General features: G+C 59.5%; 22 protein-coding genes and 1 tRNA gene. 9 read left to right on the top strand and 14 right to left on the bottom strand.

Going from position 1 to position 24,533, the window contains the following annotated elements:
* Window positions 1-18: 18 nt before the first annotated feature.
* Window positions 19-756, bottom strand: coding sequence for an IclR family transcriptional regulator (locus LOL23_RS17180; RefSeq protein WP_160979214.1), 738 nt, complete (start codon window positions 754-756; stop codon window positions 19-21).
* 134 nt (window positions 757-890) lie between these two features.
* Here LOL23_RS17180 and LOL23_RS17175 point away from each other — a divergent pair, with 134 nt between their 5' ends.
* From LOL23_RS17175 to LOL23_RS17145, 7 genes are all read left to right on the top strand, one after another.
* Window positions 891-1,847 (top strand): Bug family tripartite tricarboxylate transporter substrate binding protein, encoded by a 957-nt coding sequence (locus tag LOL23_RS17175; protein ID WP_160979212.1) that lies wholly within the window; start codon window positions 891-893, stop codon window positions 1,845-1,847.
* Window positions 1,848-1,875: 28 nt separating this feature from the next.
* Window positions 1,876-2,769, top strand: coding sequence for an amidohydrolase family protein (locus LOL23_RS17170; RefSeq protein ID WP_237173968.1), 894 nt, complete (start codon window positions 1,876-1,878; stop codon window positions 2,767-2,769).
* A gap of 39 nt (window positions 2,770-2,808) precedes the next feature.
* Complete coding sequence (locus tag LOL23_RS17165; protein WP_160979208.1) at window positions 2,809-3,801, top strand: Bug family tripartite tricarboxylate transporter substrate binding protein; 993 nt, start codon at window positions 2,809-2,811, stop codon at window positions 3,799-3,801.
* 59 nt (window positions 3,802-3,860) lie between these two features.
* Complete coding sequence (locus LOL23_RS17160) at window positions 3,861-4,544, top strand: RraA family protein (protein WP_160979206.1); 684 nt, start codon at window positions 3,861-3,863, stop codon at window positions 4,542-4,544.
* Complete coding sequence (locus LOL23_RS17155) at window positions 4,541-5,512, top strand: hydroxyacid dehydrogenase (protein ID WP_237173967.1); 972 nt, start codon at window positions 4,541-4,543, stop codon at window positions 5,510-5,512. The genes LOL23_RS17160 and LOL23_RS17155 overlap by 4 nt, the downstream gene beginning before the upstream one ends.
* A gap of 84 nt (window positions 5,513-5,596) precedes the next feature.
* Window positions 5,597-6,484 carry an amidohydrolase family protein gene (locus tag LOL23_RS17150; protein WP_160979204.1) on the top strand — a complete coding sequence of 296 codons (888 nt, stop codon included), beginning with the start codon at window positions 5,597-5,599 and terminating at the stop codon, window positions 6,482-6,484.
* A gap of 134 nt (window positions 6,485-6,618) precedes the next feature.
* Window positions 6,619-7,539 (top strand): SMP-30/gluconolactonase/LRE family protein, encoded by a 921-nt coding sequence (locus LOL23_RS17145; RefSeq protein WP_160979202.1) that lies wholly within the window; start codon window positions 6,619-6,621, stop codon window positions 7,537-7,539.
* Window positions 7,540-7,793: 254 nt separating this feature from the next.
* Here LOL23_RS17145 and ychF read toward each other — a convergent pair whose 3' ends face one another.
* On the bottom strand, window positions 7,794-8,885 hold the full coding sequence (gene ychF, locus LOL23_RS17140) for a redox-regulated ATPase YchF (RefSeq protein ID WP_160979200.1): 1,092 nt from the start codon (window positions 8,883-8,885) through the stop codon (window positions 7,794-7,796).
* Between the two features lie 181 nt (window positions 8,886-9,066).
* On the opposite strand from ychF, the gene LOL23_RS17135 reads away from it, so the two are divergent.
* Window positions 9,067-10,902 (top strand): gamma-glutamyltransferase family protein, encoded by a 1,836-nt coding sequence (locus tag LOL23_RS17135; RefSeq protein ID WP_237173966.1) that lies wholly within the window; start codon window positions 9,067-9,069, stop codon window positions 10,900-10,902.
* A gap of 67 nt (window positions 10,903-10,969) precedes the next feature.
* On the opposite strand, the gene LOL23_RS17130 is transcribed toward LOL23_RS17135, so the two are convergent.
* The 8 genes from LOL23_RS17130 to LOL23_RS17095 form a co-directional block, all read right to left on the bottom strand.
* Complete coding sequence (locus LOL23_RS17130; RefSeq protein ID WP_160979196.1) at window positions 10,970-11,806, bottom strand: CPBP family glutamic-type intramembrane protease; 837 nt, start codon at window positions 11,804-11,806, stop codon at window positions 10,970-10,972.
* Entirely contained in the window at window positions 11,787-12,380 is a 594-nt protein-coding gene (pth, locus tag LOL23_RS17125; RefSeq protein WP_439652105.1) for an aminoacyl-tRNA hydrolase, read from the bottom strand. Before pth ends, LOL23_RS17130 begins: the two co-directional genes overlap by 20 nt.
* Before the next feature lie 112 nt (window positions 12,381-12,492).
* Entirely contained in the window at window positions 12,493-13,119 is a 627-nt protein-coding gene (locus tag LOL23_RS17120; protein ID WP_160979192.1) for a 50S ribosomal protein L25/general stress protein Ctc, read from the bottom strand.
* Window positions 13,120-13,224: 105 nt separating this feature from the next.
* Window positions 13,225-14,175, bottom strand: coding sequence for a ribose-phosphate pyrophosphokinase (locus LOL23_RS17115; RefSeq protein ID WP_160979190.1), 951 nt, complete (start codon window positions 14,173-14,175; stop codon window positions 13,225-13,227).
* Window positions 14,176-14,291: 116 nt separating this feature from the next.
* Window positions 14,292-14,368: transfer RNA gene (locus LOL23_RS17110), tRNA-Gln, on the bottom strand.
* A 5-nt stretch (window positions 14,369-14,373) separates the two neighbouring features.
* The gene (gene ispE / locus LOL23_RS17105) at window positions 14,374-15,300 is read right to left on the bottom strand and encodes a 4-(cytidine 5'-diphospho)-2-C-methyl-D-erythritol kinase (protein WP_160979188.1); all 927 of its coding nucleotides are present in this window, start codon (window positions 15,298-15,300) and stop codon (window positions 14,374-14,376) included.
* A gap of 9 nt (window positions 15,301-15,309) precedes the next feature.
* Window positions 15,310-15,900, bottom strand: a complete 591-nt coding sequence (locus LOL23_RS17100; protein ID WP_160979186.1) for an outer membrane lipoprotein LolB — start codon at window positions 15,898-15,900, stop codon at window positions 15,310-15,312.
* A complete protein-coding gene (locus LOL23_RS17095) occupies window positions 15,897-17,675 on the bottom strand; it encodes a tetratricopeptide repeat protein (protein ID WP_160979184.1) in 1,779 nt (592 codons plus the stop codon). The genes LOL23_RS17100 and LOL23_RS17095 overlap by 4 nt, the downstream gene beginning before the upstream one ends.
* A 109-nt stretch (window positions 17,676-17,784) precedes the next feature.
* Here LOL23_RS17095 and mutM point away from each other — a divergent pair, with 109 nt between their 5' ends.
* Window positions 17,785-18,612, top strand: a complete 828-nt coding sequence (gene mutM, locus LOL23_RS17090) for a bifunctional DNA-formamidopyrimidine glycosylase/DNA-(apurinic or apyrimidinic site) lyase (RefSeq protein WP_160979182.1) — start codon at window positions 17,785-17,787, stop codon at window positions 18,610-18,612.
* 170 nt (window positions 18,613-18,782) lie between these two features.
* Here the strand turns inward: mutM and LOL23_RS17085 are convergent, their stop codons facing one another.
* The 4 genes from LOL23_RS17085 to LOL23_RS17070 all read right to left on the bottom strand — a co-directional run bounded on the left by LOL23_RS17085 (window position 18,783) and on the right by LOL23_RS17070 (window position 24,495).
* Window positions 18,783-19,886, bottom strand: a complete 1,104-nt coding sequence (locus LOL23_RS17085) for a porin (RefSeq protein WP_160979180.1) — start codon at window positions 19,884-19,886, stop codon at window positions 18,783-18,785.
* Between the two features lie 445 nt (window positions 19,887-20,331).
* Complete coding sequence (locus tag LOL23_RS17080) at window positions 20,332-21,618, bottom strand: DUF1513 domain-containing protein (RefSeq protein WP_237173965.1); 1,287 nt, start codon at window positions 21,616-21,618, stop codon at window positions 20,332-20,334.
* Window positions 21,608-22,963: an imelysin family protein gene (locus LOL23_RS17075; RefSeq protein ID WP_160979178.1), complete on the bottom strand. Its 1,356-nt coding sequence runs from the start codon at window positions 22,961-22,963 to the stop codon at window positions 21,608-21,610. The genes LOL23_RS17080 and LOL23_RS17075 overlap by 11 nt, the downstream gene beginning before the upstream one ends.
* Entirely contained in the window at window positions 22,963-24,495 is a 1,533-nt protein-coding gene (locus tag LOL23_RS17070) for a di-heme oxidoreductase family protein (RefSeq protein WP_439652106.1), read from the bottom strand. Before LOL23_RS17070 ends, LOL23_RS17075 begins: the two co-directional genes overlap by 1 nt.
* Between the last annotated feature and the right edge of the window lie 38 nt (window positions 24,496-24,533).

Here is a 24,533-nt window from a genome sequence, read left to right as displayed (position 1 = left end):
AGCTCACACGTGAGGCTATCAAAAAGATCTAGGTACTTTAGTTCCTTGATGCACACCCATCATCGCGCGTGACAGGCGGCTGGCTGCCGAGAGGATGGTTTCTTTTTGCTGTAGCAAGATTCCTTCGGTCAATCTTGATAAGGGGCCCGATATGCAGATGGCACCCAGTAGCGTCCAATTCACGCTATACACAGGTGCCGAGATGCTGGAGACTTCGGGATCCCGCTCCCCTAACGAGATCATGTATCCAGCACGTCGTATCGACTCATAAGGCTCCCCGGCTTCACCAGAAAATGCCAGAATAACTCTGCCTGGTCCGCCAAGGTCCAATGGCAAGCCTGCTCCAACACGGACATGATGGCGAATGGATCGCGGCCCCTCCACACGCACAACGCATATCCGCTGGTTTCCCTCTCGCACGTAAAAGGTGGCGCTTTCTCCAGAGAGAATTGAGAGCTCGCGCAGAACGGGTTCGACCACATCATGCACATTAAATGTCGCTTGATAGCAGGCGCCCAACCAGCCGGCAGCCCGCGCTAGGCGCCATGCCCCGTCGGCGCCCTGAGCGAGGTAATCATCTATCGCCAACGTTCTCGCTAGTCGCAATACCGTAGAGCGGTGATATCCCGTACGGCGGCTCAATTCGGCCAAGGAAAGATAAGCATCCTCCATGCCAAACGCCTGGAGGATACGCATTGCCCGCCGGACAGCCTCAACCCCGTTCTGAGCGTTGGGATCGGTATTTTCAGATTTCATTGAACTTTTCACCTGTCATGACGCGTTTCACCAAACGAGACAGCATTGTAATGGACGGAACATGGCCCGACAATACGCAGGCCTAGACGACGTTCGGGTGGGCGAATCAATACAAGATCAATTAGGAGATATGAATGAAAAAACTGCTTATGGGCATCTTGATGGCCATGTCGGTAGCGCCAACCCTAGCTGCGGCTGAATACCCAGACCGGCCCATAACGTTCGTGGTGCCTTACGCGCCAGGTGGCACTGCCGATGCCTTGGCTCGGGTCATTGCCATTAATTTAGGCAAGAAGCTTGATCAGAGTGTTGTAGTGGAAAACAAGTCGGGCGCAAGTGGGATGATCGGCGAGTTCTATGTAACCCGTGCTAAAGCGGACGGATACACGGTGCTCTATGACGCAACGCCGCTGTCGATCAATCCAGCACTGCACACGTTGAATTTTGATCCGGCCAAAGATCTGCAGCCGTTGACTATGGTGTCCGTCACGCCAAACATTCTGGTAGTTCCCAAGTCTTCGACCTTCAATAGCATCGAAGATGTCGTTAAAACCGCAAAGGAACAACCTGGCAAGTTGACCTTCGCTTCGGGCGGCACAGGAACAGTCCAATTCATGGCGGGAGAGCTATTTCGGCAGGGGTTGAATCTGGATATGCTGCACGTGCCCTACAAAAGTGGAGGACCAGCGATTATGGCAACGGTAGCAGGGCAAGTGAACATGATGTTCACCAATATTTCATCTTCACTTCCTCTGATCAAGGACGGCCAAGTAAAAGTTCTGGCTATCACGTCGCCAAAACGAAACGCGCTTTTGCCCGACACGCCAACAGTGGCAGCGTCAGGACTGGACGGCTATCAAGTATATGAATGGAATGGCATGTTTGTGCCTAGCGGTACCCCTGACGCAGTTGTGAGTAAGCTTCAGATGGCCATACGTGATGTCTTGAAAGAGCCAGAGGTGAAAGCGAAGTTCGATTCTCTTGGCGCCGATATCGTTGCATCAAGCCCAGAGGATTTCGCCAAGTTTCTTCAGAAGGAATTTGCGAAATGGGAAGATGTCGTGCGCAAATCGGGCATCCAGAAGCAATAACAGCAGACGCCAAGAGGGGGGGTACAAGATGACTTTCTCGCACACAAATCGTGCCCCTCAACCCTTCGCCTACTCTGCAGGAGTAGCTTCACCCAGGACAAGAATTCCGAACGGTGCATGCGACTGTCACATCCATGTATATGACAGCACATACCCGGCGGCATCTGGTGCAACACTGCTTCCTCCTGATGCATCGGTGATGCAATATCAAAAGCTACAAAGCCGCTTGGGTACACAGCGCGCTGTATTGGTGACTCCCTCTACATACGGCAATGACAATCGGTGCTTGTTGGCAGGGCTTGCTCAAATGGGCGATAGCGTACGCGGTGTGGCGGTCATTGATGGATCGGAAACTGACGACATGCTCCAGACGCTTCACAGTGCGGGAGTGCGAGGTGTTCGTCTGAACTTATCGCTTGGCGTTGTCGGCACAGTCAATGATCTCGTGCCCTTGGCCCATCGCATCGCCGAACTCGGCTGGCACATACAGCTTCTAATGACCCCTGATCAATTGGCGTGCATTGGCGCGATGCTCCATACGCTACCAACCCAGATCGTGTTTGATCACATGGGTAGATTGAGCCCGTACAAATTTGTTTGGCAACCTGCCCATGCACTGATACTGCGTCTTTTATATGACGGCAAGGCTTGGGTCAAGCTATCCGGCGGGTACCTTTTGAGCAGGACCGGCAATGTGAATGATCCGTATCTGACAGAGCTGGCGCGCAGCTATATCAAGGCATCACCTTGCCGCGTTATATGGGGCAGTGACTGGCCGCACGCGACAGCCTCAGCCGGGCAACAAGCTATGCCTGATGATGCTGAGCAGCTCGACCGACTGTCTGTTTGGGCAGATGACGAGGCAGTTTTCAATCACATTCTCGTTAACAATCCAGCCAACCTCTATGGCTTCAATTATTGATTTCAAGATACTGCATATCAATAATTCTACGGAGACAACATGAGCAATATCCTCACTTTTCGCCGCTTAGATCGTCGGCAATTTCTTGTCGCCGCTACGCTGTTTGCAACGGGCGTTGTTCATGGAAAAGAACGATGGCCTGGCGGCAAGACGATAACCTGGGTTGTTCCATATCCGCCTGGCGGAAGCACTGATGTACTGGGACGCGCCATCACCCGTCAACTGGATGCTTTTCTTGATACGACAGTTGTCGTAGAAAATCGACCGGGAGCAACTGGCACTATTGGAGCCGCTCGTGTCGCACGATCAGAGCCCGATGGACTGACTATTCTGGGAACATCAATAGGCCCTCAGGCAATTGCGCCTCACATAATGGGGCACCTGCCCTACGATCCAATAGCGTCTTTTGCTCCAGTTATTACAGTCGGCACCATTCCTCATATCTTGGTCGTGGGTGCCAAGCTGCCGTATGAATCGGTTAAAGATTTGATCACGCAGGCAAAGGCAAACCCCAATCAAATTGCCTTTGCGTCCGGCGGAACCGGAACCATACTTCATATGCAGGGTGAGTTGCTGCAACATCAAACTGGCGCACGTTTCATACACGTACCTTATAAAGGCGACACGCCCGCTTTACAGGATACGTTGGGAGGGCAGGTCCAATTCATGTTTGCACCGGCTGCAGCAGCACTGCCTCATATACAGAATGGCTCCCTAAGAGCACTTGCCGTTACCGCTGCACAGCGACTGAGTGCGCTGTCAGATGTGCCGACCATGACTGAGCTGGGGTTCAGTGATTTTGTGGTGGAACAATGGCAAGCCGTCTTTGTTCCTGTGAAGACTCCGCCGTTAGTCATTCAAAAGCTGAACGGAGCAATTGGTAAAGCGTTGCAAACGCCAGACCTTAAAACTCTCGCTGAAAAACTCGGCATTACGTTAGTCGGAGGGAGCACTCAAGAGCTCGACAACCGGCGTCGCGCAGATTATGCCAAGTGGGGAAAGCTCATCCGTGATGCAGGCATTAAACGCTAGTGTGCTCGAATAATTAACTCAGATTCTTAAATTCTCTCCGCATTAAGAAGGACTTTGCTATGGCCATACCTGACATCATTAAGGATTTTCCACGAGTGCCCGCTGACGTTATTGATAAGGCTTCGGCGTTTCAGCCCGCTATTCTTGCCGATGTGGCGGGCCGTCGTGGCGCGCTTCACGGACGCATAAAGCCACTAAGTTCTGGCATGAAGCTTTCTGGCTCTGCATTCACGGTGGAAGTTCGTCCAGGCGATAATTTAATGATTCACGCGGCAATCGCTTTGGCCAAACCTGGCGATGTTCTTGTGATTGACGGTAAGGGGGATCTAAGTTCGGCATTGATGGGCACGATTATGATGACTGCGTGTCGCCAATTGGGTATTGCGGGCATTGTCATTGACGGGGCGGCACGCGACAGCCTGGATATCATCGACATGGCCTATCCCGTATTTGCGGCAGGCACCAATCCGAACGGCCCCACCAAAAACATTGGCGGTCGTATAGGTCATCCTGTCACAGTAGGTGGGGTAACGGTCAATCCTGGCGATTTCGTTATCGCAGACAACGATGGCGTCGTGGTTGTGGAGCGCGAGAAAATCGCCAGCTTGTTGGCGGCGGCGGACAAGAAAGTCAAGGATGAAGCTGCGCGTATAGCGGCTATCAAGGCGGGCGACGCCAAGCCCAAGTGGCTTTCAACTGCACTGCGCACAGCTGGTGTTCTCAAGGATGGAGAAGAGCTGTGATATCCCCGACCGTAAACAGCAAGACAAAATCGCCCATTCTCGTGACGGGCGCAGACCTGGCTCCCGAAGCATTGGCGTTGCTCGCAGACTATGAGGTTGTTTATGCAGGAAACGCACCTACTGAGCAGGACATAGTACAACTGTGTCACAGACATGATCCGGTTGCTATTATTGTGCGCTATAGCAAGATTGGCGCTGCAGCAATGGACGCCGCCCCATCACTTCGCGTTATCTCCAAGCACGGTAGTGGCACCGATACCATCGACAAGGAGGCTGCTCGAACTCGTGGCATTCAGGTTGTCGCCGCAGTAGGGGCAAACGCAGCAGCAGTGGCAGAGCATACCATGGCCTTACTACTGGCCTGCGCCAAATCGATTGCTGATCTGAACACACGCATGCATGCAGGCCTTTGGGACAAGGCTGCGCACAAGAGCATGGAGTTAAGCGGAAAAACATTGGGGCTCATTGGCTTGGGCGCCATAGGCCAGCGGGTGGCTCAAATGGCTCAGGCAATGCATATGCATATCGTTGGCTTCGATCCTTACGCCGCAAATCTTCCCGACTACATCAGGCCGGTGTGCCTTGATGAGCTTTTGCGTCAATCCGATGTGATCTCTTTGCACTGTCCTCTTACGGATCAGAATCGCCGCCTTATTAATGCGCAGACTTTGGCTCAATGCAAGCACGGAACAATCGTTGTAAATACGGCTCGCGGGGGGTTGATTGATGAGCCGGCGCTGTTGTCGGCAGTTAAGTCCGGCCAGGTTAGGGCAGCCGGATTGGACAGCTTCACTGTGGAACCTATGGCACCCGGCCATATCTTTCAAGGTGAGAAGGGCATTATCCTGAGCCCGCACATCGGTGGGGTAACCAACGCCGCATACATCAATATGGGAGTAGCTGCCGCCGAAAATTTACTTGCCGTTTTGAGAAAAGAAACTGTCCGCACGGATAGCGCGGACCAATAAAAGCGGTTCATGAGACATAGCTTAAACCAGTCCGCGGCAGACTTATAGTCGGGCAGCAAACAAAAGCGTTTGATTTGACTACGAATGAACAATTCTCACGATGCCCACCTGGCAACGCTTCACTCAAGTGGGACGAACACGCCTGCACATCCGTTGCCTGACGGTGCGTGTGATAGTCACATGCATATCTTTGATCCCAGATTTCTGCCGTCTGCGCACTGGACGCGTATTCCTCCGCTGGCTGATGTGAACGCATATCGAAAACTGCAGGAGAGGTTAGGTACCTCGCGTGCAGTTGTAGTGACCCCATCGACCTATGGTACAGATAACGCCTGCACATTGGATGCGTTGTCTGTGTTGGGCAAGGCCGCTCGCGGCGTTGCAGTGGTCAGCGCAGATGTGCGCCGCCCGGAGCTTGATCTGCTGGCAGGTAGCGGCGTATGTGGTCTTAGAGTCAATTTCGTAACTCCCCAGTCTTGGGGAGAGACAACCGTCGATATGTTGACTACGCTCGCCCACAAAGTAGCTGCACTTGGGTGGCACATCCAGATATTCGTGCATCCCTGGCAGCTCATTGCGCTCGAGTCGACTTTGTCGACGCTTCCCGTGCCAGTGGTTATTGATCATATGGCACGCATAGATCCAACTGAAGCTGAATGTGGCCCCGCATCCATGGTCTTGCGCCGCTTGCTTGACCAAGGTAATACTTGGGTGAAGCTGTCAGGTGCGTATATGCGATCAACTTCGGGGGAGCCAGATTATTCCGACACCTTGCGCTTAGGAAGCATGCTAGTTAGACACGCACCCGAGCGAATAGTCTGGGGTAGTGATTGGCCACATACCACGCAACCACCTGATAGCGTCAATGACGCAAATCTCGTGGACCTTCTATTTAAGTGGTGTGATACCGAAGCTGTCTTCCGGCGTGTTCTAGTCGACAATCCGCGTGAACTGTACGGGTTTGCATTTTGAATAGTGTGCTGGTGTGCTGGTGTGCTGGTGTGCTGGTGTGCTGGTGTGCTGGTGTGCTGGTGTGCTGCGCTAGTGCAGGTCAGTTTAGTGTAGTGTAGGTCAGTTGATCGTTATCGCATTTAATGGGGATAGAGATGTATCTGCGATACCCTCCAAAATTTATGGAACTGTCATTGTTCTCTTCGATGCCGGCTTCGTTCCGTCGTGGCCAGCGCAGTGCATGGGCTGATGCGAATCGAGCGGGGAGCATTGTCGATTCATTTTTGGAGGGCCCGGTGTTTGACGACGCAGGGAACCTTTATGTAACTGATATTCCATGGGGCCGAATTTTTCGCATCGATCATACGGGTGCCTGGGAACTTATCACTGAGTATGATGGTGAGCCAAATGGTATGAAGTTTCTCGATCGCGGAACTCTGCTGATCACCGATTACAAAAATGGCTTGATGCAGTTGGATATAGCCAGCGGCAAAGTTCGTACTTATCTTGAGAGGCGTAATAGTGAACGATTCAAGGGCGTCAACGACCTGATATTCGATAGTGACAGAAACCTATACTTTACAGATCAAGGGCAAAGTGGTTTGCACGACCCAACCGGCCGTCTCTATCGTTTGCGCCCCAATGGCCAACTCGATCTGCTGCTGCATAACATACCCAGCCCTAACGGCGTAGCGCTATCACCTGATGAGAAGACCCTATATCTGGCCGTAACGCGAGGTAATTGTATTTGGCGAGTTCCTCTGTTGCCCGACGGCAGTGTATCCAAGGTGAGTCAGTTTTTTACTTCCTATGGGCCGAGCGGGCCCGACGGGCTGGCCGTGGATGCAAGCGGGCGTCTGTTAGTGGCTAATCCTGGCTTGGGCTATATCTGGGTGTTGAATGCAAGGGCGGAACCCGAATTGATTTTGCATGGGGCGGCAGGGGCGTCTCTCACCAATCTGGCGTTTGGTGGGAGTAATCAGCGTTCCTTGTTTGTGACGGACTCAACGCACGGAAATCTCCTTTGCGTGGAACTGAATATAGCGGGCCTGCCCCTGGCGCAAGGCCACCATTGAATCGCCGCTGTGTCCACCGACTTCTTGCTGCACTAACAACACCGATGGGTGCTCACAAGTGCCGGCTCGTACCCAGCAGGAACAAGCCCCCCCAACGCCCCCCCGATTTTCCGAACCTCGATGAGCAACCAGAAAACTCTGCAGACCGTATTGCTTCTGCAACCCATCGATTTAAAACGGGTCAACCTGCCCAGCAAGCGCTACCAAGCGCTCCTGAGCGCCACCGAGATCCAGCAAAAATCGTCAGACGTTGATCACACGTTGAACAGAAAGTTCAACACATCCCCGTCCTTCACCACATACTCCTTCCCTTCGGCCCGCATCTTGCCCGCTTCCTTGGCGCCCTGCTCGCCCTTGCAGGAGATGAAGTCGTCGTAGGCGATGGTCTGGGCGCGGATGAAACCGCGTTCGAAGTCGGTGTGGATGACGCCTGCCGCGCGGGGGGCGGTGTCGCCGATGTGGATGGTCCAGGCGCGCACTTCCTTGACCCCTGCGGTGAAGTAGGTCTGCAGGCCGAGCAGGCTGTAGGCGGCGCGGATGACGCGGTTCAGGCCGGGCTCGTCCATGCCCATGTCTTCAAGGAATACGGCCTTGTCTTCGTCGTCGAGCTCGGCGATCTCCGCCTCGACCGCGGCGCACACGGCCACCACGGGCGCGTGCTCGGCCTCGGCGTATTTGCGCACGGCGTCCAGGTGGGGGTTGTTCTGGAAGCCGTCTTCGCGCACGTTGGCCACGTACATGCAGCGCTTGGCGGTAATAAAGCAGAACTGCTTGATCTGGGCCAGATCCTCTTCATCGAGGCCCAGCGAACGCACGGGCCGCGCCTCGTTGAGCACGGGGATGATTTTTTCCAGCAGGGCCACGAGCTTGATGGCTTCCTTGTCGCCGGCGCGCGCAGTCTTCTGGTGGCGCTGCAGGGCTTTCTCGGCGGTAGCCAGATCGGCCAGCGCCAGTTCGGTATTGATGACTTCGATGTCGGACACGGGATCGACCTTGCCGGCCACGTGCACCACGTTCTCGTCTTCAAAGCAGCGCACCACATGCACGATGGCATCGGTTTCGCGGATATTGGCCAGGAACTGGTTGCCCAGGCCTTCGCCCTTGGAGGCACCGGCCACCAGCCCAGCGATATCGACGAATTCGACGACAGCGGGCAGGATGCGCTCGGGCTTCACGATGTCGGCCAGCGACTGCAGACGCGCATCGGGCACTTCGACCACGCCAACGTTGGGCTCGATGGTGCAGAAGGGATAGTTTTCGGCCGCGATGCCGGCTTTGGTGAGCGCATTGAACAGGGTGGACTTGCCGACGTTGGGCAAGCCCACGATGCCGCATTGGAGAGCCATTGAAAATCCTTGAGTCGTCTGGAGAAGGCGGACGAGAGCCCCGTGAGCCTCGCGCCGCCCTGTATTCTGAAACAGCGATTGTACCTCTGACGGCGCCGGGCTTCCGGGCTGGCCCCCCTCGGCAAGACCTATACTGAGCGGTATCAGCCCCCTCCGGCTCCAACGACCAGGACGAAAAACCATGACCGACTTCACGACCCGGCCCGAGATCCGCGGTACCTTTGGCGTCGTATCCTCTACGCATTGGCTCGCGTCTCAGGTTGCCATGAGTGTGCTGGAACGCGGCGGAAACGCCTTCGACGCGGCCGCCGCCGGCGGCTTCATGCTGCAGATTGTCGAGCCGCACTTGAACGGGCCGGGCGGGGAGGTTCCCATCATGCTCTGGAGCGAGGCCGAAAAGCGAATGCGCGTAGTGTGCGGGCAAGGCCCTGCCCCGGCGCTGGCCACGCAATCGTTCTTCCGCGCCAAGGGCTTCGAGCTGGTACCAGGAACCGGGCTGCTGCCCGCAACCGTACCGGGCGCCTTCGGCGCATGGGCGACCATGCTGCGCGACTATGGCACCTGGGAACTGGCCGACGTATTGCAGCCGGCGATCGCCTATGCCAGCCAAGGGTTTCCGCTGGTGCCCCGCATCGTGCAGGCCATCGTTGCCGTCGAGACGCTGTTTCGCCAAGAATGGCCCAGCTCAGCCGCCATCTGGCTGCCTGACGGGCGCCTGCCTTCGCCCAACGGCCTGTTCCGCAACCCCGCCGTTGCACACACATACCAACGCATTGCCGACGAGTCCGCCAACGGCGGCAGCGATCGCACAGCCCGCATCAACCATGCGCTTTCGCTGTGGTATCGCGGTTTTGTTGCGCAGGCCATCGACCAGTTCTACCGCAACGAAGCGCTGTGCGACTGTTCCGGCGAACGCCACGCCGGCCTGCTGCGGCTGGATGACATGGCCGACTGGCAGGCTGGCTACGAAGAGCCGGTGATGGTCGACTACGGTCGCTACACCGCCGCCAAATGCGGCCCCTGGTCTCAGGGGCCCGTGTTCCTCCAGCAGCTTTCCATGCTGCGCCATCTGGACATCGACAAGCTGTCTTACGAATCGCCCGAATTCGTCCACCGCATCGCCGAGGCGGCCAAGCTTGCATTGGCCGACCGGCTCGCCTGGTATGGCGACCCCGATCATGTCGACGTACCGTTAGCCACTTTGCTGTCTGACGATTATGCGAAACTGCGCGCGGCGCTGGTGGGCGCGCACGCGTCGCACGAACTTGTGCCCGGACAGCCTGGCGGCCTTTCGCCGCACCTACCCGATCTCTCCGCATCGGCGCGGGCGCTCGCCACCTCCGACACGCGCTACGGTGTGGGCGAACCAACGTTCGCTAATCTACCGCCCATCGACACCTGGCTCGATCGCGAACTATTTGTGGGTGATACCTGCCATATCGATGTCATCGACCAGCATGGGAACATGGTCGCTGCGACACCATCCGGCGGCTGGCTTTCGTCCAGCCCCGCAGTGCCGGGCCTGGGCTTTTCTATCAGCACCCGCCTGCAGATGACCTGGCTCGATGACAAGCTGCCGGGCAGCCTGCAACCGGGCAAACGCCCCAACACCACGCTCTCCCCCGGCATGGCATTGCGCGACGGCCAGCCCTATATGGCGTTCGGCACCCCCGGTGGCGACCAGCAGGATCAATGGTCGCTTTCCTTCTTCATGCGCCACTGCGCGTTGGGCATGAATTTGCAAGAAGCCATCGACGCACCCGCCTGGCACGTGGAACACTATCCGATGTCATTTTGGCCCCGTACCGTCAAGACCGGGAAACTCGCCATCGAATCGCGTTTTTCTGCCGAAACGCTGGCACGGCTTGCCGCAGCTGGCCACGACATGCAGGTAGGCGGGCCATGGTCCGAAAGCCGCATGAGCGCATGCACCCGCGAACCCGCCGCCGGTGGTGCCTTACTGCTTCGCGCGGGCGCCAACCCGCGGGGCATGCAAGGCTACGCGGTGGGGCGATGACGGCGCTGTGCGCCTACCTCAGCACCGATCCAGGCAATGGCAGGCCTAGCCACCCTGCGCGCTGTGCCTACATCAACGCCTCTGGCATACCGCGCAGGATAAACGCGACCACCAATAGCGGCCCGCCATTGAAGATGGCATGCAGCAGCATGGACGCGCCGATGCCCCGGCGCACGCGTATCCAGCCCAGCACCAAGCCCGTCACCCACTGCGGCGCTACCAGCAGGGGCAGCAACAACAAGGGCGTGCGGTGCAGATTGAAGTTATATAAGTGCACAGCGGCGAACGAGACCGAGGCGATATAAAAGATATAGGGAAAGCAACGCAAGTAAAACACCCGGTAGCGCCAGGGCCACGGCCGACGCGACCACATGGGCGGTTGGCGCTCGAGGTACGGCCACCAGCACAACAGCAGCACCAGCGCCAATACCATGATGGCCCAGGGCTTGGGGCCCGAAAGCATGATGGCTACCGTGATGGGCACCAGCCACCATGCCACTCCGGGTCGCCGCAAGCCAAAGCGAAACACCAGTTCTTCCACCAACGGCGCCCAGATCAGCGCCTGTATCCACGGCATATCGTTGATGTCGATACGGTGCGTGGCGCCGCCCGCGCCTGCCGCCAATACAGCCAGCGGGCCCAGAAACACCAGGTTCAGCAGCCATAGCAACATGGCCCACTTGAGCAGCCGGCCCATCCTCATGGAAGGAAACCAGTCTTCCCACCAGCCATTGTCGAGTCGCCGGCCCGGCAGGCGCGGCGCCACCCGTGGCCTGCGCACGAAACGCAGGAAGTCGCGCACCTCATCACGAAACCGTGGGCCAGCCGGCCTGCGCCGGATGGCAGGGCGCAGGCGCGCGCGCGTGGGCAGACCGGTCTTCACCTCATCCACTGTTAGCCCCATGCAGTTGGCTGGTGATCTGCGTGAACTCCCCGCGCAGCAGCGCGGGCACCACCGCCCGGCATCGGTCGATCACCCCTTCTATCGCTGCAAGCTCCTCGCGGCGCGGGCGTTCCAGCACGTAGCCGGCCACTTGTTGGTTCAAGCCGAGCGCCCGGGGGTGACCGATACCGATGCGCAGCCGCCAAAAGGCAGGGCTACCGAACGCCGCCTGAATATCGCGCAAACCATTGTGCCCAGCGTGCCCGCCGCCCTGCTTGATCTTGACGCTGCCTGGTGGCAGATCCAGCTCGTCATGCAGCACCAGCACCTGCTCCGGCGCAAGCTTGTAGAAACGCAGCAAGGCGCCCGCTGCCTGCCCCGAGCGATTCATATAAGTCGTCGGCTTGGCAACCACCACCACTTCACCCTCGACACGCGCTTTGGCGACCCAGGCAGAAAAGGCTTTTTCCAGCTGAAAACTCGCCTTCAGGTCGTCGGCGATGTGGTCGGCCAGCCAGAACCCCGCATTGTGGCGCGTGGTTTCATATTCGGGGCCCGGGTTGCCCAGGCCAATAATCAGGCGTATTGGTTGCATGCTCATACCGCGCAGTCTACACAAGAAAAAACCCCTGCTGGCCGCAAGGCCATACAGGGGTTAGTTGGCCAACCGCAACCCGGCACAAGCCGCGGGCGGCTGCCAATACCGATTACTCGGTTGCGCCTTCCGCAGCGCCGCCTTCGGCTTCCTCGGCGCCACCGGCGGCGGCTGCGCCACGGGTGGACAGCGCGGCGGCCAGCACGATATTGGCCTCGGTGCCGTGAACCGTCGCGGTCACGCCTTCGGGCAGCGTGATGTCGCTCAGGAAGACGTTGCCGTCGGCAGCCAGGTTGCCCAGGTCAACCGTGATGAACTGCGGCAGGTTGGCCGGCAGGCAGGTGATTTCGAGTTCGGTGGCAACGTGGCTGATCAGTTGGCTGGACAGCTTGACGGCGGGCGAGTTTTCGCCGTTGATGAAGTGCAGGGGCACCTTGGTGGTGATAGCCTGCGATGCATCGACACGCTGGAAATCGACGTGCAGCACCTGAAGCTTGTAGGGGTGCCATTGCACGGCACGCAGCAGCACCTGCTGGCCCTTGCCGTCCAGTTGCATATCGAGAATCGATGCGTGGAACTCTTCTTTGCGCAGTGCGTGGAAGATCTCGTTGTGATCGAGTTCGATGTTCAAGGCGTCCGCAGTGCCGCCGTAGACAATGGCGGGAACGCGGCCGGCGCGGCGCAGGCGGCGGCTCGCACTCGAACCCTGGACGCTACGCGTGGTGGCGGTAAATTTCATGGATGACTCCGATAATCGGGGCATTTGCCCCGGCTTGTTGAAAACGCGGCCCGTAGTGCCGCGCGTGTTGCGCCACCCGCCGCGACCAGCGGATGACGATAATGCTTAATCGACGAACAGCGACGAAACGGATTCGGCATTCGAGATGCGCAGCATGGTTTCACCCAGCAGCGACGCGCAGGAAAGCGCGCGTATCTTGCCACAGCCGCGCGCGGCTTCAGACAGCGGGATCGTATCCGTGACCACGAGTTCATCGAGCTGGGATTCGATGATGCGCTGCACGGCGCCGCCAGACAATACCGGGTGCGTGCAATAGGCATAGACAGACGTGGCGCCACGCTCTTTGAGCGCCTGGGCCGCCTTGCACAACGTGCCGGCGGTGTCGACCATGTCGTCCATGATGATGCAGGTGCGGCCTTCGATCTCGCCGATGATGTTCATCACCTCGGACACATTGGCGCGCGGACGGCGCTTATCGATGATGGCCAGGTCGACCTCGAGCTGCTTGGCCAGCGCGCGAGCGCGCACCACCCCGCCGATATCTGGAGACACCACAACCAGATCCTGGTAGTTGCGACGCCAGATATCGCCCAGCAGAATCGGGCCTGCGTAGATGTTATCGACCGGGATATCGAAGAAACCCTGGATCTGGTCAGCGTGCAGATCCATGGTGAGGACGCGGTCTACGCCTACAACCTGCAGCATATTGGCCACAACCTTGGCAGAGATCGCCACCCGGGCCGAACGCGGCCGGCGGTCTTGCCGGGCGTAGCCGAAATATGGGATGGCGGCCGTGATGCGGCCTGCGGAGGCGCGGCGCAAAGCATCGACCATCACCATGATTTCCATCAGGTTGTCGTTGGTGGGCGCACAGGTGGGCTGCAGGATGAAAACGTCTTTGCCGCGTACGTTCTCGTTGATTTCGACCATGACTTCGCCGTCAGAAAACCGGCCTACTGTCATTTTCCCGAGCGACATGTCGAGATGATTGGCGACGTCTACAGCCAGACGGGTGTTGGCTGTGCCGGTAAAGATCATGAAACGGTCGTTTGCCATGACGAATGTATTTTGCTTGGCGTTAAACGACAAAGCTGTTGACCAGCCTAGGGGCCGACTCAACAGCTTCGCGCTTGCTGCGAGCCTGGGCGGATGTGCACAGGCCTGCACGTTTTTGGCTGGGGAAGAAGGATTCGAACCTTCGCATGCTGGAATCAAAATCCAGTGCCTTAACCAACTTGGCGATTCCCCAATAATTCAGTTGCGTACCCAATGGCGCAAGGGGTGATCCAACAGACCCGGGCAAGCCCAGGAACCCTGTATTACCGCTGCGCAATCGTTTGCACGACTCGCTATTTTACTGAGAATTTCGGCTCGGAAAAGTGCTGCTTCCGCCTGCGTTACAAATTCCACAAACAGGCACGCCCCCGAACCGCTCATTCTTACCGACACCCCTTGCTGCGCCAACCATTTTGCTGCGGCGGCCACCCTGGGGTACCGGGAAAAAACAACTGGCTCCAGATTGTTGCTGCCAAAAAAACCGTTCTTGTAGAACCCGTTTTGCGGCGCGTTTTCTGTTTGCCAATCAGTAAAGACCGCTATTCTGATGCATTCAGAATCTCTTGTCAAATCGGAGGCAGAAAATACCGCCGCAGTGGGCACGTGCTGCGGCGGCTGCACCACAACATAGGCGCGCTCAGGCAATTGCAGCGGCTCGAAAACATCGCCAATGCCCCGCGCGAACGCGGGCTGGCCGTAAATAAAAACCGGCACATCCGCCCCCAGCGGGCGCGCCAGGCGCATCAGCGCCTGGCGGTCCAGCCCTGTGTTCCAGAGGCGGTTCAGCGCGATCAGTGTGGTGGCAGCATCGCTGGAACCGCCACCTAGGCCGCCGCCGGTAGGGATGCGCTTCTCGTAACTGATCTGCGCACCCTGGCGCGTGCCGGTGGCCTGCTGCAAAACACGAGCCGCCTTGACCACCAGGTCGTCGTCGGCAGCCAAGCCTTCAACACCCGCCCCCTCACGCTCGATTCGCCCGTCGGTGCGCGTATCGAAACTGAAGGTATCGTAAAGACCAATGAATCGAAAGGCGGTTTCCAGCAGGTGATAGCCGTCGGGACGCCGGCCCGTAACGTGCAGGAACAGATTGATCTTGGCCGGCGCCGGCACATCATGCAATGCCATGCGCGGCGCTCAACTGTCGATGACCAGCCGCGCGCTGATGCGGCGGTTGGCGTCGTCTCTATCTAGCTGAACCAGGCCGGGCCCCTTGCCATCGTAACGCGACAAGCGCACCCGCCAGCCATCCTCGGTAAACGAGCCTGGCTGGCCGCCGGCGTCTCGCTTGAGGCTGTTGACTACGCCGTCGCCCGTACGGCCGCGCAGCCAATCGCGCAGGCCTGAAACCGGCAGCGGGCTGCCCAGCACCTGCTCGACCAGCGCGTCGGCATTGGCGGCTTCTTCGACACTGCCATCGCTGCGCGTGACCCGCGCCAACCCGGCGGTCACCTCGACCCGCGCCAAGGTGCTACCGACCGGATTAGCCAGGTCCAGCACCAGGCGGCGGCCGTTATCCAGCCATGCAAACCCGCCCTGGAGCGCATCGCGTTGCCCATTGGCATAGCTGACGTTGATGGCGAAGCGGCCCGTGCGCTCAAAAACGGCCTGCTGGGTAGCAGCACCGGACTCGCTGATGGGCGGCGGCGTGGCACAACCCGCCAGCGCAAGCGCGGCCAAACCCGCCGCAGACCAGGCGCGCAGCTTGGCCAGCGATATGTGAGTCATTTCAGCTCGACCCCCAGACGCTGCAGCGTCTTGACCAGAATTTCATTGTCGGGATCCTGCTTGCTGCCCTCGCGCCAAACCTTGAAGGCCTCGTCGCGGCGGCCGCTGACCCACAGCACTTCGCCCAGATGCGCAGCCACTTCGGCCGAGGGCATTTGGTCGTAAGAACGCTGGAGGTATTCGATGGCTGCCTCGTAGTCGCTGGTGCGGTAGAGATACCAGCCCACGCTGTCCAGGATGTATGGGTTGTTGGGATCGAGATCGAGCGCGCGCTCGAGCAGATCTTGTGCCTCGGAGAGGTTGCGATTCTGATCGGCGTAGGTATAGCCCAGAGAGTTGTAGGCATTAGCGTTGTTCGGGTCCAGCTCAATGACACGCCGCATCAGCCGCTCAAAATCCTGCATACGGCCCTGCCGCTCATACTGCATGGCAAGATCGTATTTGATCTGCGTGGAGTCAGGGATATCCTTATCGGCCTTCTCGAGGATCTGCAAGGCGCGGTCGGACCGCCCCGAGTCGCGATAAATCGATGCCAGCGTCAGCGCGATCACCGACCGCTCATGCGTATCGGCCGGGCGCAGGCGGTTGATCGTGGCCTGCGCGCGCTTCAAGTCGCCCTGCCGCGCCTGCAGCACCGCCTTGTGCACCTGCGCCTGGAACTTGAGCGACGGGTCGTCGATGCGATCGAGTTCGCGGATCGCTTCATCGATCCTGCCCTGCTTTTCGGCGATCTGCACCAGCAGCAGGCGGGCATCCGACGCATCGGCGGCCGCACTGGTGGATTCGTCGTTCACCGTCTGCAAACGCTGCCGCTGCACAGAAATATATTGGTTCAACAGCACCTTGGCTTGATCGTAGCGCTCGGCGCGCATATTCACTTCAGCCTCGGTGTAAAGCAGGTCGAAGTCTTCCGGCGCGGCGCGGCGCATCTCGCCCACCTGTTTCAGCGCCTGGTCAAACTGGCGCTGCTCAACCAAACGGTTCACATACATCAGCTGAAGCTTGCGACTGTCAGGGTGTTGCTGAAGAAACGCATGCGTCTCTTTGAGCGCTTGGTCGGCATCGACCTTGGTGCCATATTCGAGCACGCGCTGCGCTGCCGCTTCCAGATCGGGGGCCAAAGCCAGCGCAGCTTGCGCCTCTTCGAGTGCGCGGTAGGGGTCGGAAGCCGCCCAAGCCGCATCAGAAAGAGCCAGATGCGCAATAGGCAGCTGCCGCACTTCGGGGTGCAATGCCTTGTCGAGCACTTCGAGCGCCAGGCCTTTGTCGGGCATCTTACCCACAATGGCGGCAGCCTGCGCGATCGCTTGTTCCTTGTCGTCGGCCTTTTCGATACGCGTCCAGAGCGCGCCAGCCAGGCCCTGGGTTTCACCGCTGCTCGCGGCCAGTGCCAAGGATGACGCCACCGCTTCGGGGTCTTTGGGCGCCAGCAGGGCCCAGGTTCGCGCAGCCTCGAGCGAGCGGGCCATATTGCGGTCTGCCATGGCAAACTGGAAGGCGCGCTTAGCCAGGCGCGGATCAGATGTTTCCTGCGCCAGGCGGAGCATGGTTTCACTGGCTTGGTCGTAGAAGCCGCGCTGGGCCGCAATCTCGGCACTGAGCAACTGATACAGCAGTTCGGGCGTCAGCGAAACGTCGGGCAGCTCACCCGCGCGCAGGCGGATCTTCTCGGTAGGCTCCCCCTGCTTGATTTCCGGCGCCGACTGCGCAAATACCGGCCAGCCGGAAAACATGGATACGCATAGCGCGAATACCAGACGGGTTGAACATTTCATGCGGGAGAACCGTGATTACCGTGCCCATAACAGGCCCCAGGTGGCAAAATTAGCAGTAAAACAATTCGCAGCAAAACAAGCTGAGATTTAATGATCTTATCACCCCCACATGCCTGAACTGCCAGAAGTCGAAACCACGCGTCGCGGATTAGCGACGATTATGCCAGGCCGCATCCTGCGGCAATTCATCGTATACGAGCCGCGCCTGCGCTGGCCCGTTCCGCCTGATCTGCCCACCCGCATAAATGGCCGGCAAGTGCTGGATTGCGCCCGCCGCGGCAAGTACCTGCTCATCAACTTCCCCAATGGCACGCAGATTGTGCACCTGGGCATGTCGGGTTCGCTGCGCGCCACGCCGCCCGATGCCCCGCTGCTCAAGCATGACCATGCCGTCTGGGTGTTTGACGACGCCAGCTTCCGTCTGCACGATCCGCGCCGTTTTGGCGCCATATTATGGCACGATGCGGCCGACGGCCCGATAGAGGTGCATCCTCTACTTGCCCGGCTGGGGCTGGAGCCTTTCGACCCCACGTTTACTGCGGAGTATTTGCACGCCCGCCTGCGCGGCCGGCGCCAACCCATCAAGCAAGCGCTGCTGGCGGGCGATGTGGTGGTGGGTGCGGGCAACATCTACGCATCAGAGGCATTGTTTCGCGCACGCATCAACCCCAAGACGGCCGCAGGCCGCCTATCGCTGGCACGGTGCTCGGCACTGGCCACCGCCATCCGCACCACGCTCCTGCAGGCCCTGGAAGCGGGTGGAAGCACGCTGCGCGATTATGTAAACGCCACGGGCGAGCCGGGCGCCTACTTTGCGCTGCATGCCGCCGTCTACGAGAAGGCGGGCCAACCCTGTCCACTCTGTGCCACGCCGATACGGCGCATCGTCCAGGGGCAGCGGGCTACCTACTACTGCCCGCAGTGCCAGCGGCGGTGAGCAGCAATACCAAGCTGCCACAGTCACCTCAGTTACCGCACGGCTGTGCACCTTGCCTGCGGCACGGCGCGCCGAAAATGCAGAAAGCCACCCAGAAGGGTGGCTTTCTTTTGTTCTGTACAGCCCGGCGAACCGGGCCGTCGGATGCATAGGCGAGCTATGCGTACCGATTAGAACTGGTGACGCAGACCGACGCCGACAACCGTCGACTTCAGGTCGTCTTCGAACAGAACGTGCTTGGCATACGAACCGATCGCGTACACGTTGGTGCGCTTGGACAGGTTGTAGGTGTAGCCCAGGCTGTAAACGTGCTGCTTGTCAAGGTCAGCGTCGTTAGGCGCATCCTTGGGATCAGCCATCTGCCAGGAAGCCAGGACCTTGCCGTTGCCGACAGGAGCCGACAGACCGACCAGGTAGGAATTGACCTTCAGGCCTTCAGCACCAACGAACGTGCCGGTGGAGAAGTCAGGACCGAAGTCGCTGCCCTGCATCCAGCCGTCTTTGGTTTGACCGAAAGCAGCCGAAACCTTGACCACTTCGAAGTCATAGGCGCCGCCCAGAGCCCATGCCTTGATCTTGGTGTCGTCAGCGCTGTTCTTGATCTGATCATACGTCAGCGCAACGCCGATCGGGCCGTTTGCGTAGCGCAGACCGGTGGTCACGCCCTTGCCGTTGTTGTCGGGATCGGAAACGCCGTCAACCTTGGTCTTCCAATCTTGGTCGCCATTGACGTTGAACGAGTAGCCGACGCCAAACTGGAAGCCAGAGAAGTTGGGGGTCTGGTACATGACCATGTTGTCCCAACGCATCGTGTTCGTCGAGCTGAACGACGTACCGACGTTGGCTTGGCCGAAGCCGCCGCTGAACGGATCAACGATGCCAGGCAGGTACTTGGAACCGATGTTGGTTTGACGGCCCAGGTCCAGACGGCCCCAGGAGTCGCCCTGCAGACCGAGGGTAGCTTGACGGCCGAACAGACGACCACCTTGTGCGCTACGGCCAGTGCCGAGGCTGAAACCGCTTTCCAGTTGGAACACGGCTTGCAGGCCTTCACCCAGATCTTCGGTGCCCTTCAGGCCCCAGCGGTTGCCGGACTGAACGCCGTTGATCATGCCGGTCTTCTTGGCTTCGTAGTCAACGCCATCAACGGTGCCGTCAACTTTCTGGTAGCCGATACCACCGTCCAGGATACCGTACAGGGTAACCGACGTTTCTGCTTGAGCAACACCAGCAAAGCCGGCGATAAGAGCAGCAGCGAGCAGAGTCTTTTTCATGTAAGAAATCTCCGTAGATTTGAGTAACCAGAGCAGCGACTACCTATCCGTGCTGCTGCCCTTTCTAACTCCGCGATGGGAAGTTGGTGCTATTGCATCAAAATTCGGGCCCCATGGCTATTGCTCAGCAGGTAAAAAGCTCCTTTTTGATGCTGTCCGTTGGTAAAAAACGACAAAACGGGCTGATTCGCAACAGTTTATAAGGGATTACCCGGGTTTCAATTGTCGTGAGAACACGACAATTTCCTCGCCGCCTCATTCTCAAGCTTCGTTTTAAGTAACGACGACAATCCCTTGTTTTTATTGAAGGTTTATAGGTGCGCGAGAATCGCCTCAAAACCCAAATAATCAATAATTTAGCGCGTCTCGCCCGCGTCTGGAGACGCGCCGGGCCGGTAGCCAGCGGATGCCAGGTGGGCCCGCCGGCCACAATTGGCAGCGCCCTTCAGCTCGTCGACGCGGGCACCTGCCGCAGATGGTTATCCCAGGCGGTATCGTCCCAGGCACGCACCGGATGTATAGGCGCGGCCACCTCTTGCCATTGGGCTAACCGCCCCTGACCACTGCTAAGCAGAAACCCCTGCGGCCCCGCGGGAGCCACGCCACAGCCGTCGAACAGCGACTGTGCGCCGATGCATCGGCCCGTATCAATGTCCCAGACAGCCACAATACCGCCCACCGGACTGGACGTTGCAATATGCCTACCGGAAGCATCGCTGGCCACGGACCCTACATAATTGCTCAGACGGTGCTGCACGTCGCCAGGCCCCTCAAACAGTACTGGCGCAGTACCTGGTCGATGACGCCCCACGAGCGGAGGCCGCTCGTGCGCCGGGCCGGTATGCTGGCAGCCGAACCAGACGGCGCCCGAACCATCCAACGCCAGATGCCGAATCGAAAGGCGGTTCAAGGCAGGATCCAGTTCATGCAACTCAAGCAACTTGCCGGTATGCAGATCGACATAGGCCAGGGACGGCCGCATATTGCCCGCATTCAGGGGAAGTTTGCCGTAATCGGGGTGCGTGAGAATGCCGCCGTTGGCTACACACAGCGTATGCCCGTCGGGCATCAGGATAACTTCGTGCGGACCCACGCCGCCAGAAGCATACTCGCCCACGCGGCGGTAGCCTCCGTTAGTGCTGGCATCGTATATCCCCAGCACGCCACGGCCGGCCTCATAATCATTCTCGGTCGAGACCATCCGCGTGCCATCCGGAGAGAATACGCCGTGACCAAAGAAATGGCGGCCTGGCGCGGGGCGCAGCGTTACCGGGGCGGCCTCCCTCCGATATGAAAACGCCACAGCATAAAAGCCGGGCTGGCGGCCAAAGGCCACGGCGCGGCCACGCGGCGCGTCAATGGCAAAGCTGTGACCCCGCGCAGGCAGCGGCAAGGCCATCCGCTCACAACCTTGCGCATCGAACACAGCAACTTGATATCTGCCTGCCTGCTTGCGTGCCGCCATATATATAGATGTGTTGGCCAGCGGCAATTCATCTATGGCGAAAGAATGCGCTCCTTCCTCACCGGAGGTGCCGCCCGCCACCCACGTCGACGTGCGCGACGCCGGGCCGCAGCTCATGCTCGCCGTCTTTGCTGTCGAGGCGTCGGCCCCCGCGGCGAGCAGTATCGCTGCCGGCGCGCCATACACGCGCCCTGCAAAGGCAGCGCAGGCGCTCGACGCGGCCGAAGCTGCAAACAGGCCCAGAAAGCGCCTGCGGTCAGTCGCCATCGAGCGCATTAAAGCCTACCGTTGCGCCAAATACGGACGCCATATCTTGGTCAATAATGGATTTTGCGTTCTTCAGCTGCAGCGCCGCGATCCGCAACAACTGCGGCGCATCGTCGCCATCACGCGCAGAATTACCCAGCGCATCCGCCGCACGGCCCAGTTCGTTGGCGATCAGGCTGCCGATCCAGGCCTCGCGAGGCGCATAGTCAAAGCGCCCTGCGGCGTGAAACGCGGCAAGCCCCCGCGCGGAGGCGGCCATGGCCTGCGTGGAATGGCCGCTGCGCCAGAACGGCAGCCTGCGCGCATTGATCGCATCACCCGCCTTGCCCAAGGCGGGCGCCAGCTCGACATCGTGCACGAACTGGATGCCCGTAGACAATGCCTTGATGGCTTCGGCAGCCACTTCCGCCGTTGTGCGGTACAGGGGGTTGCCACGGGACGGCCGCGCAAAACGCACGGCGTATGGCCCTCCCACACGCCATGCCGCCGCCAGTTCGCTGCCCAGGCGAACCAGATTGGCGGCAATAGCCTCTGCGTAATGGCAATCGCGACCGAATGCGGCCCACGCCTGCGCATCCGCCGCCAAGAGGCCATGTTCGCGATACAACAGATACTCCAATGCGGGCAGGCCCTGTATAGCCACGCTCTGGCTTGCTATCCCCTCACCCTCTTGCACTGGCGGCTCCTGCGCAAGCAGGCGCTGCAGCTGCCGCGTCATCATGCCACGCGGATCCGGCCAGAAGAAAATGCGCTCGAAGCGGTTGTCCTCCACCAGCGGGCCAAAGCGCAAAAACTGAATACGCGACCACGCCTGCGCCAGCAACAGAAACTGCGCGTCGACGACGGTTTCGGAGCCTGGCATCCGCGCAGGCGCACCGGTCGGCATCTTAATGCCAGCGTGCGCCGCCGAGGAAATTTCCACGCGGGCTGAATGAGCGACCGATGCCAAGGCCGCCATATCGGCACGCGCTTCCGAGGGGCCGCCAAGCAAGGTCGATGCTGGCGCGCGGGCGGTTCCGTCGCAGTAGGCACCGAGCACGGATTGCAGACCGACGGCGGCCTCGCTGAAACGCTGCATAGAGGGTGCGATATACCCGGCAACCAGATTTTCGCCCAGCGCATCGGGCAGCGTACCGGCCGCTGCAGCGCACGGGATAGCTGCGGCGAATACCGCTGCAGCAAATACACGTGCCGCAGGCCGCCATCGCCCGCGCCTCAACCCCATCGCATGCTTGACTGTATGCACGCCGACTGTATGCATGTCGGCTGTATGCGTGCCTACTGCTTGTATGTCGCCTAGCTGCGCGCTGGCCTCATTGCAGATCGTAACGCCCACATATTTCATCACAATGACTCCAGAAACCGGATCAGATCCTGCCGCTGCGCGGGCGTCATCTCGACGACACGCTCGCGCGCGGCCGAGGCTTCGCCGCCATGCCAGAGTATGGCTTCCAGCAGGGTGCGCGCACGCCCATCGTGCAGCCAGGTGGCATTTGGGTTGACGGTGCGCGTAAGGCCTATGCCCCATAGCGGCGGCGTGCGCCATTCCGAGCCGGACGCACTGCCTTCAGTCACATGATCGGCCAAGCCTGGGCCCATATCGTGCAGCAGCATATCGGTATACGGCCAGATCAACTGGAAGCGATGCTCGGGTCGTTCCGCGTCGCGCCGGGTAACGTACTTGGGCACATGGCAGGCGATGCAGTTGGCCTGGTAGAACAACTGTTTGCCAGCCAACACCCGCGCATCATCGACATCGCGGCGCTGTGGCAGCGCCAGGTTCAGCGAATACGTTGTGACGAAATCCATCAACCGCCGGGGCACTTCGTGCTCGCCCAGATACGGCTGGACGCCATGCGGCATACCGGCACAGGCGATTTGCGCGGGCGTGCAATCGCCCTTGTGATCCGGGTGCAGCGGTGTCGAGAGCCCCATGTCGCCCGAAAACGCTTTGGCCGACTGGTGCTCGACCGTGGCCTGGCCCGCTTTCCAATTGAAGCGCCCCAGCACCCGCGTGCCGCCGGCCTTGTCTTCGAGCCAGTTGGGCCTGCCAGAGACCCCGTCGCCCGGATCTCGGGTGGCATTGGCCAGGATGTCGCCTTCGTGGATGGCTTCAAGCAGGCCGAGGCCGAGCATAGGTGGCGCCAACCGCGGAGAAAACCGGGTATCGGGATGCAATGGGCCATATCCCAGATTTGCCACCGTATAGGTAGGCGCCATCAGAGTGGCCGTTTCCCCGCCATTGAGCTCGACTCGCATCGCCTGGTAGCTGATCTCCACCTGGCCTTCAGCCTGTATGCCGGGCACCGCAAAAGGCTGCAACTGATGCCCATAGACGGGATCCGCCCTTGCGTCGCCCACGCCCAGGCCTTGTGCGATGCGCTGGCGCGCTTGCGCTGAATCGGCCGGCAGTGCGAGCCGCAGCAGCAGCGCCACAGCGTCGGCGCGCTCATTGGGATCAAAGCCCGGCACGGTGCCGCGCCCGTCTTTGACATGACAGGCCTGGCAAGAGCGAGCATTGAACAACGGGCCCAAGCCGTCGGACGCCTGTGTAGATGAGGGCGACGATACCCAGTCTTTGCGAAATAGCCCGTTGCCCACCATGAAATCCTGTCGGCCCTGAAACGACAGATTGGCGGCGGGATGCGAGTAAATATCGCGGTTGACAAGCTTGCTGACCGTGCCAGCACCGCCCTGCATGACCTCGAAGGGTTCCGCGCTGGAAAAATCAGTGCTTGCACGTGTGACGGCCTGCACGCGGGCACGTTCGGCGGCGGAAAGATCACTGCGCCAGGCCAGCGTTTGCGCGGGCCTTGACACCTCTGGCCCAGCGCCCGCCACTGCCGGCAACCCGCCTATGGCGAAGATGCCCAGCATCGCTTGCAGCCCCAAGCTCAATGCCCTGCCAGCCCGTA

The organism is Paracandidimonas lactea, from assembly GCF_021653995.1.
Taxonomy (GTDB): domain Bacteria; phylum Pseudomonadota; class Gammaproteobacteria; order Burkholderiales; family Burkholderiaceae_B; genus Allopusillimonas; species Allopusillimonas lactea.
The sequence above is the reverse complement of the archived record's forward strand: the minus strand, read 5'-3'. Positions and strand labels throughout refer to the sequence as shown.

Excerpts from the sequence above, each read along its gene's own strand:
- LOL23_RS17180 (WP_160979214.1), bottom strand. The coding sequence starts at position 756 with ATGAAATCTGAAAATACCGATCCCAACGCTCAGAACGGGGTTGAGGCT.
- LOL23_RS17175 (WP_160979212.1), top strand. The coding sequence starts at position 891 with ATGAAAAAACTGCTTATGGGCATCTTGATGGCCATGTCGGTAGCGCCA.
- LOL23_RS17170 (WP_237173968.1), top strand. The coding sequence starts at position 1,876 with ATGACTTTCTCGCACACAAATCGTGCCCCTCAACCCTTCGCCTACTCT.
- LOL23_RS17165 (WP_160979208.1), top strand. The coding sequence starts at position 2,809 with ATGAGCAATATCCTCACTTTTCGCCGCTTAGATCGTCGGCAATTTCTT.
- LOL23_RS17160 (WP_160979206.1), top strand. The coding sequence starts at position 3,861 with ATGGCCATACCTGACATCATTAAGGATTTTCCACGAGTGCCCGCTGAC.
- LOL23_RS17150 (WP_160979204.1), top strand. The coding sequence starts at position 5,597 with ATGAACAATTCTCACGATGCCCACCTGGCAACGCTTCACTCAAGTGGG.
- LOL23_RS17145 (WP_160979202.1), top strand. The coding sequence starts at position 6,619 with ATGTATCTGCGATACCCTCCAAAATTTATGGAACTGTCATTGTTCTCT.
- ychF (WP_160979200.1), bottom strand. The coding sequence starts at position 8,885 with ATGGCTCTCCAATGCGGCATCGTGGGCTTGCCCAACGTCGGCAAGTCC.
- LOL23_RS17135 (WP_237173966.1), top strand. The coding sequence starts at position 9,067 with ATGACCGACTTCACGACCCGGCCCGAGATCCGCGGTACCTTTGGCGTC.
- LOL23_RS17130 (WP_160979196.1), bottom strand. The coding sequence starts at position 11,806 with ATGGGGCTAACAGTGGATGAGGTGAAGACCGGTCTGCCCACGCGCGCG.
- pth (WP_439652105.1), bottom strand. The coding sequence starts at position 12,380 with ATGCAACCAATACGCCTGATTATTGGCCTGGGCAACCCGGGCCCCGAA.
- LOL23_RS17120 (WP_160979192.1), bottom strand. The coding sequence starts at position 13,119 with ATGAAATTTACCGCCACCACGCGTAGCGTCCAGGGTTCGAGTGCGAGC.
- LOL23_RS17115 (WP_160979190.1), bottom strand. The coding sequence starts at position 14,175 with ATGGCAAACGACCGTTTCATGATCTTTACCGGCACAGCCAACACCCGT.
- ispE (WP_160979188.1), bottom strand. The coding sequence starts at position 15,300 with ATGGCATTGCATGATGTGCCGGCGCCGGCCAAGATCAATCTGTTCCTG.
- LOL23_RS17100 (WP_160979186.1), bottom strand. The coding sequence starts at position 15,900 with ATGACTCACATATCGCTGGCCAAGCTGCGCGCCTGGTCTGCGGCGGGT.
- LOL23_RS17095 (WP_160979184.1), bottom strand. The coding sequence starts at position 17,675 with ATGAAATGTTCAACCCGTCTGGTATTCGCGCTATGCGTATCCATGTTT.
- mutM (WP_160979182.1), top strand. The coding sequence starts at position 17,785 with ATGCCTGAACTGCCAGAAGTCGAAACCACGCGTCGCGGATTAGCGACG.
- LOL23_RS17085 (WP_160979180.1), bottom strand. The coding sequence starts at position 19,886 with ATGAAAAAGACTCTGCTCGCTGCTGCTCTTATCGCCGGCTTTGCTGGT.
- LOL23_RS17080 (WP_237173965.1), bottom strand. The coding sequence starts at position 21,618 with ATGGCGACTGACCGCAGGCGCTTTCTGGGCCTGTTTGCAGCTTCGGCC.
- LOL23_RS17075 (WP_160979178.1), bottom strand. The coding sequence starts at position 22,963 with ATGAAATATGTGGGCGTTACGATCTGCAATGAGGCCAGCGCGCAGCTA.
- LOL23_RS17070 (WP_439652106.1), bottom strand. The coding sequence starts at position 24,495 with ATGCTGGGCATCTTCGCCATAGGCGGGTTGCCGGCAGTGGCGGGCGCT.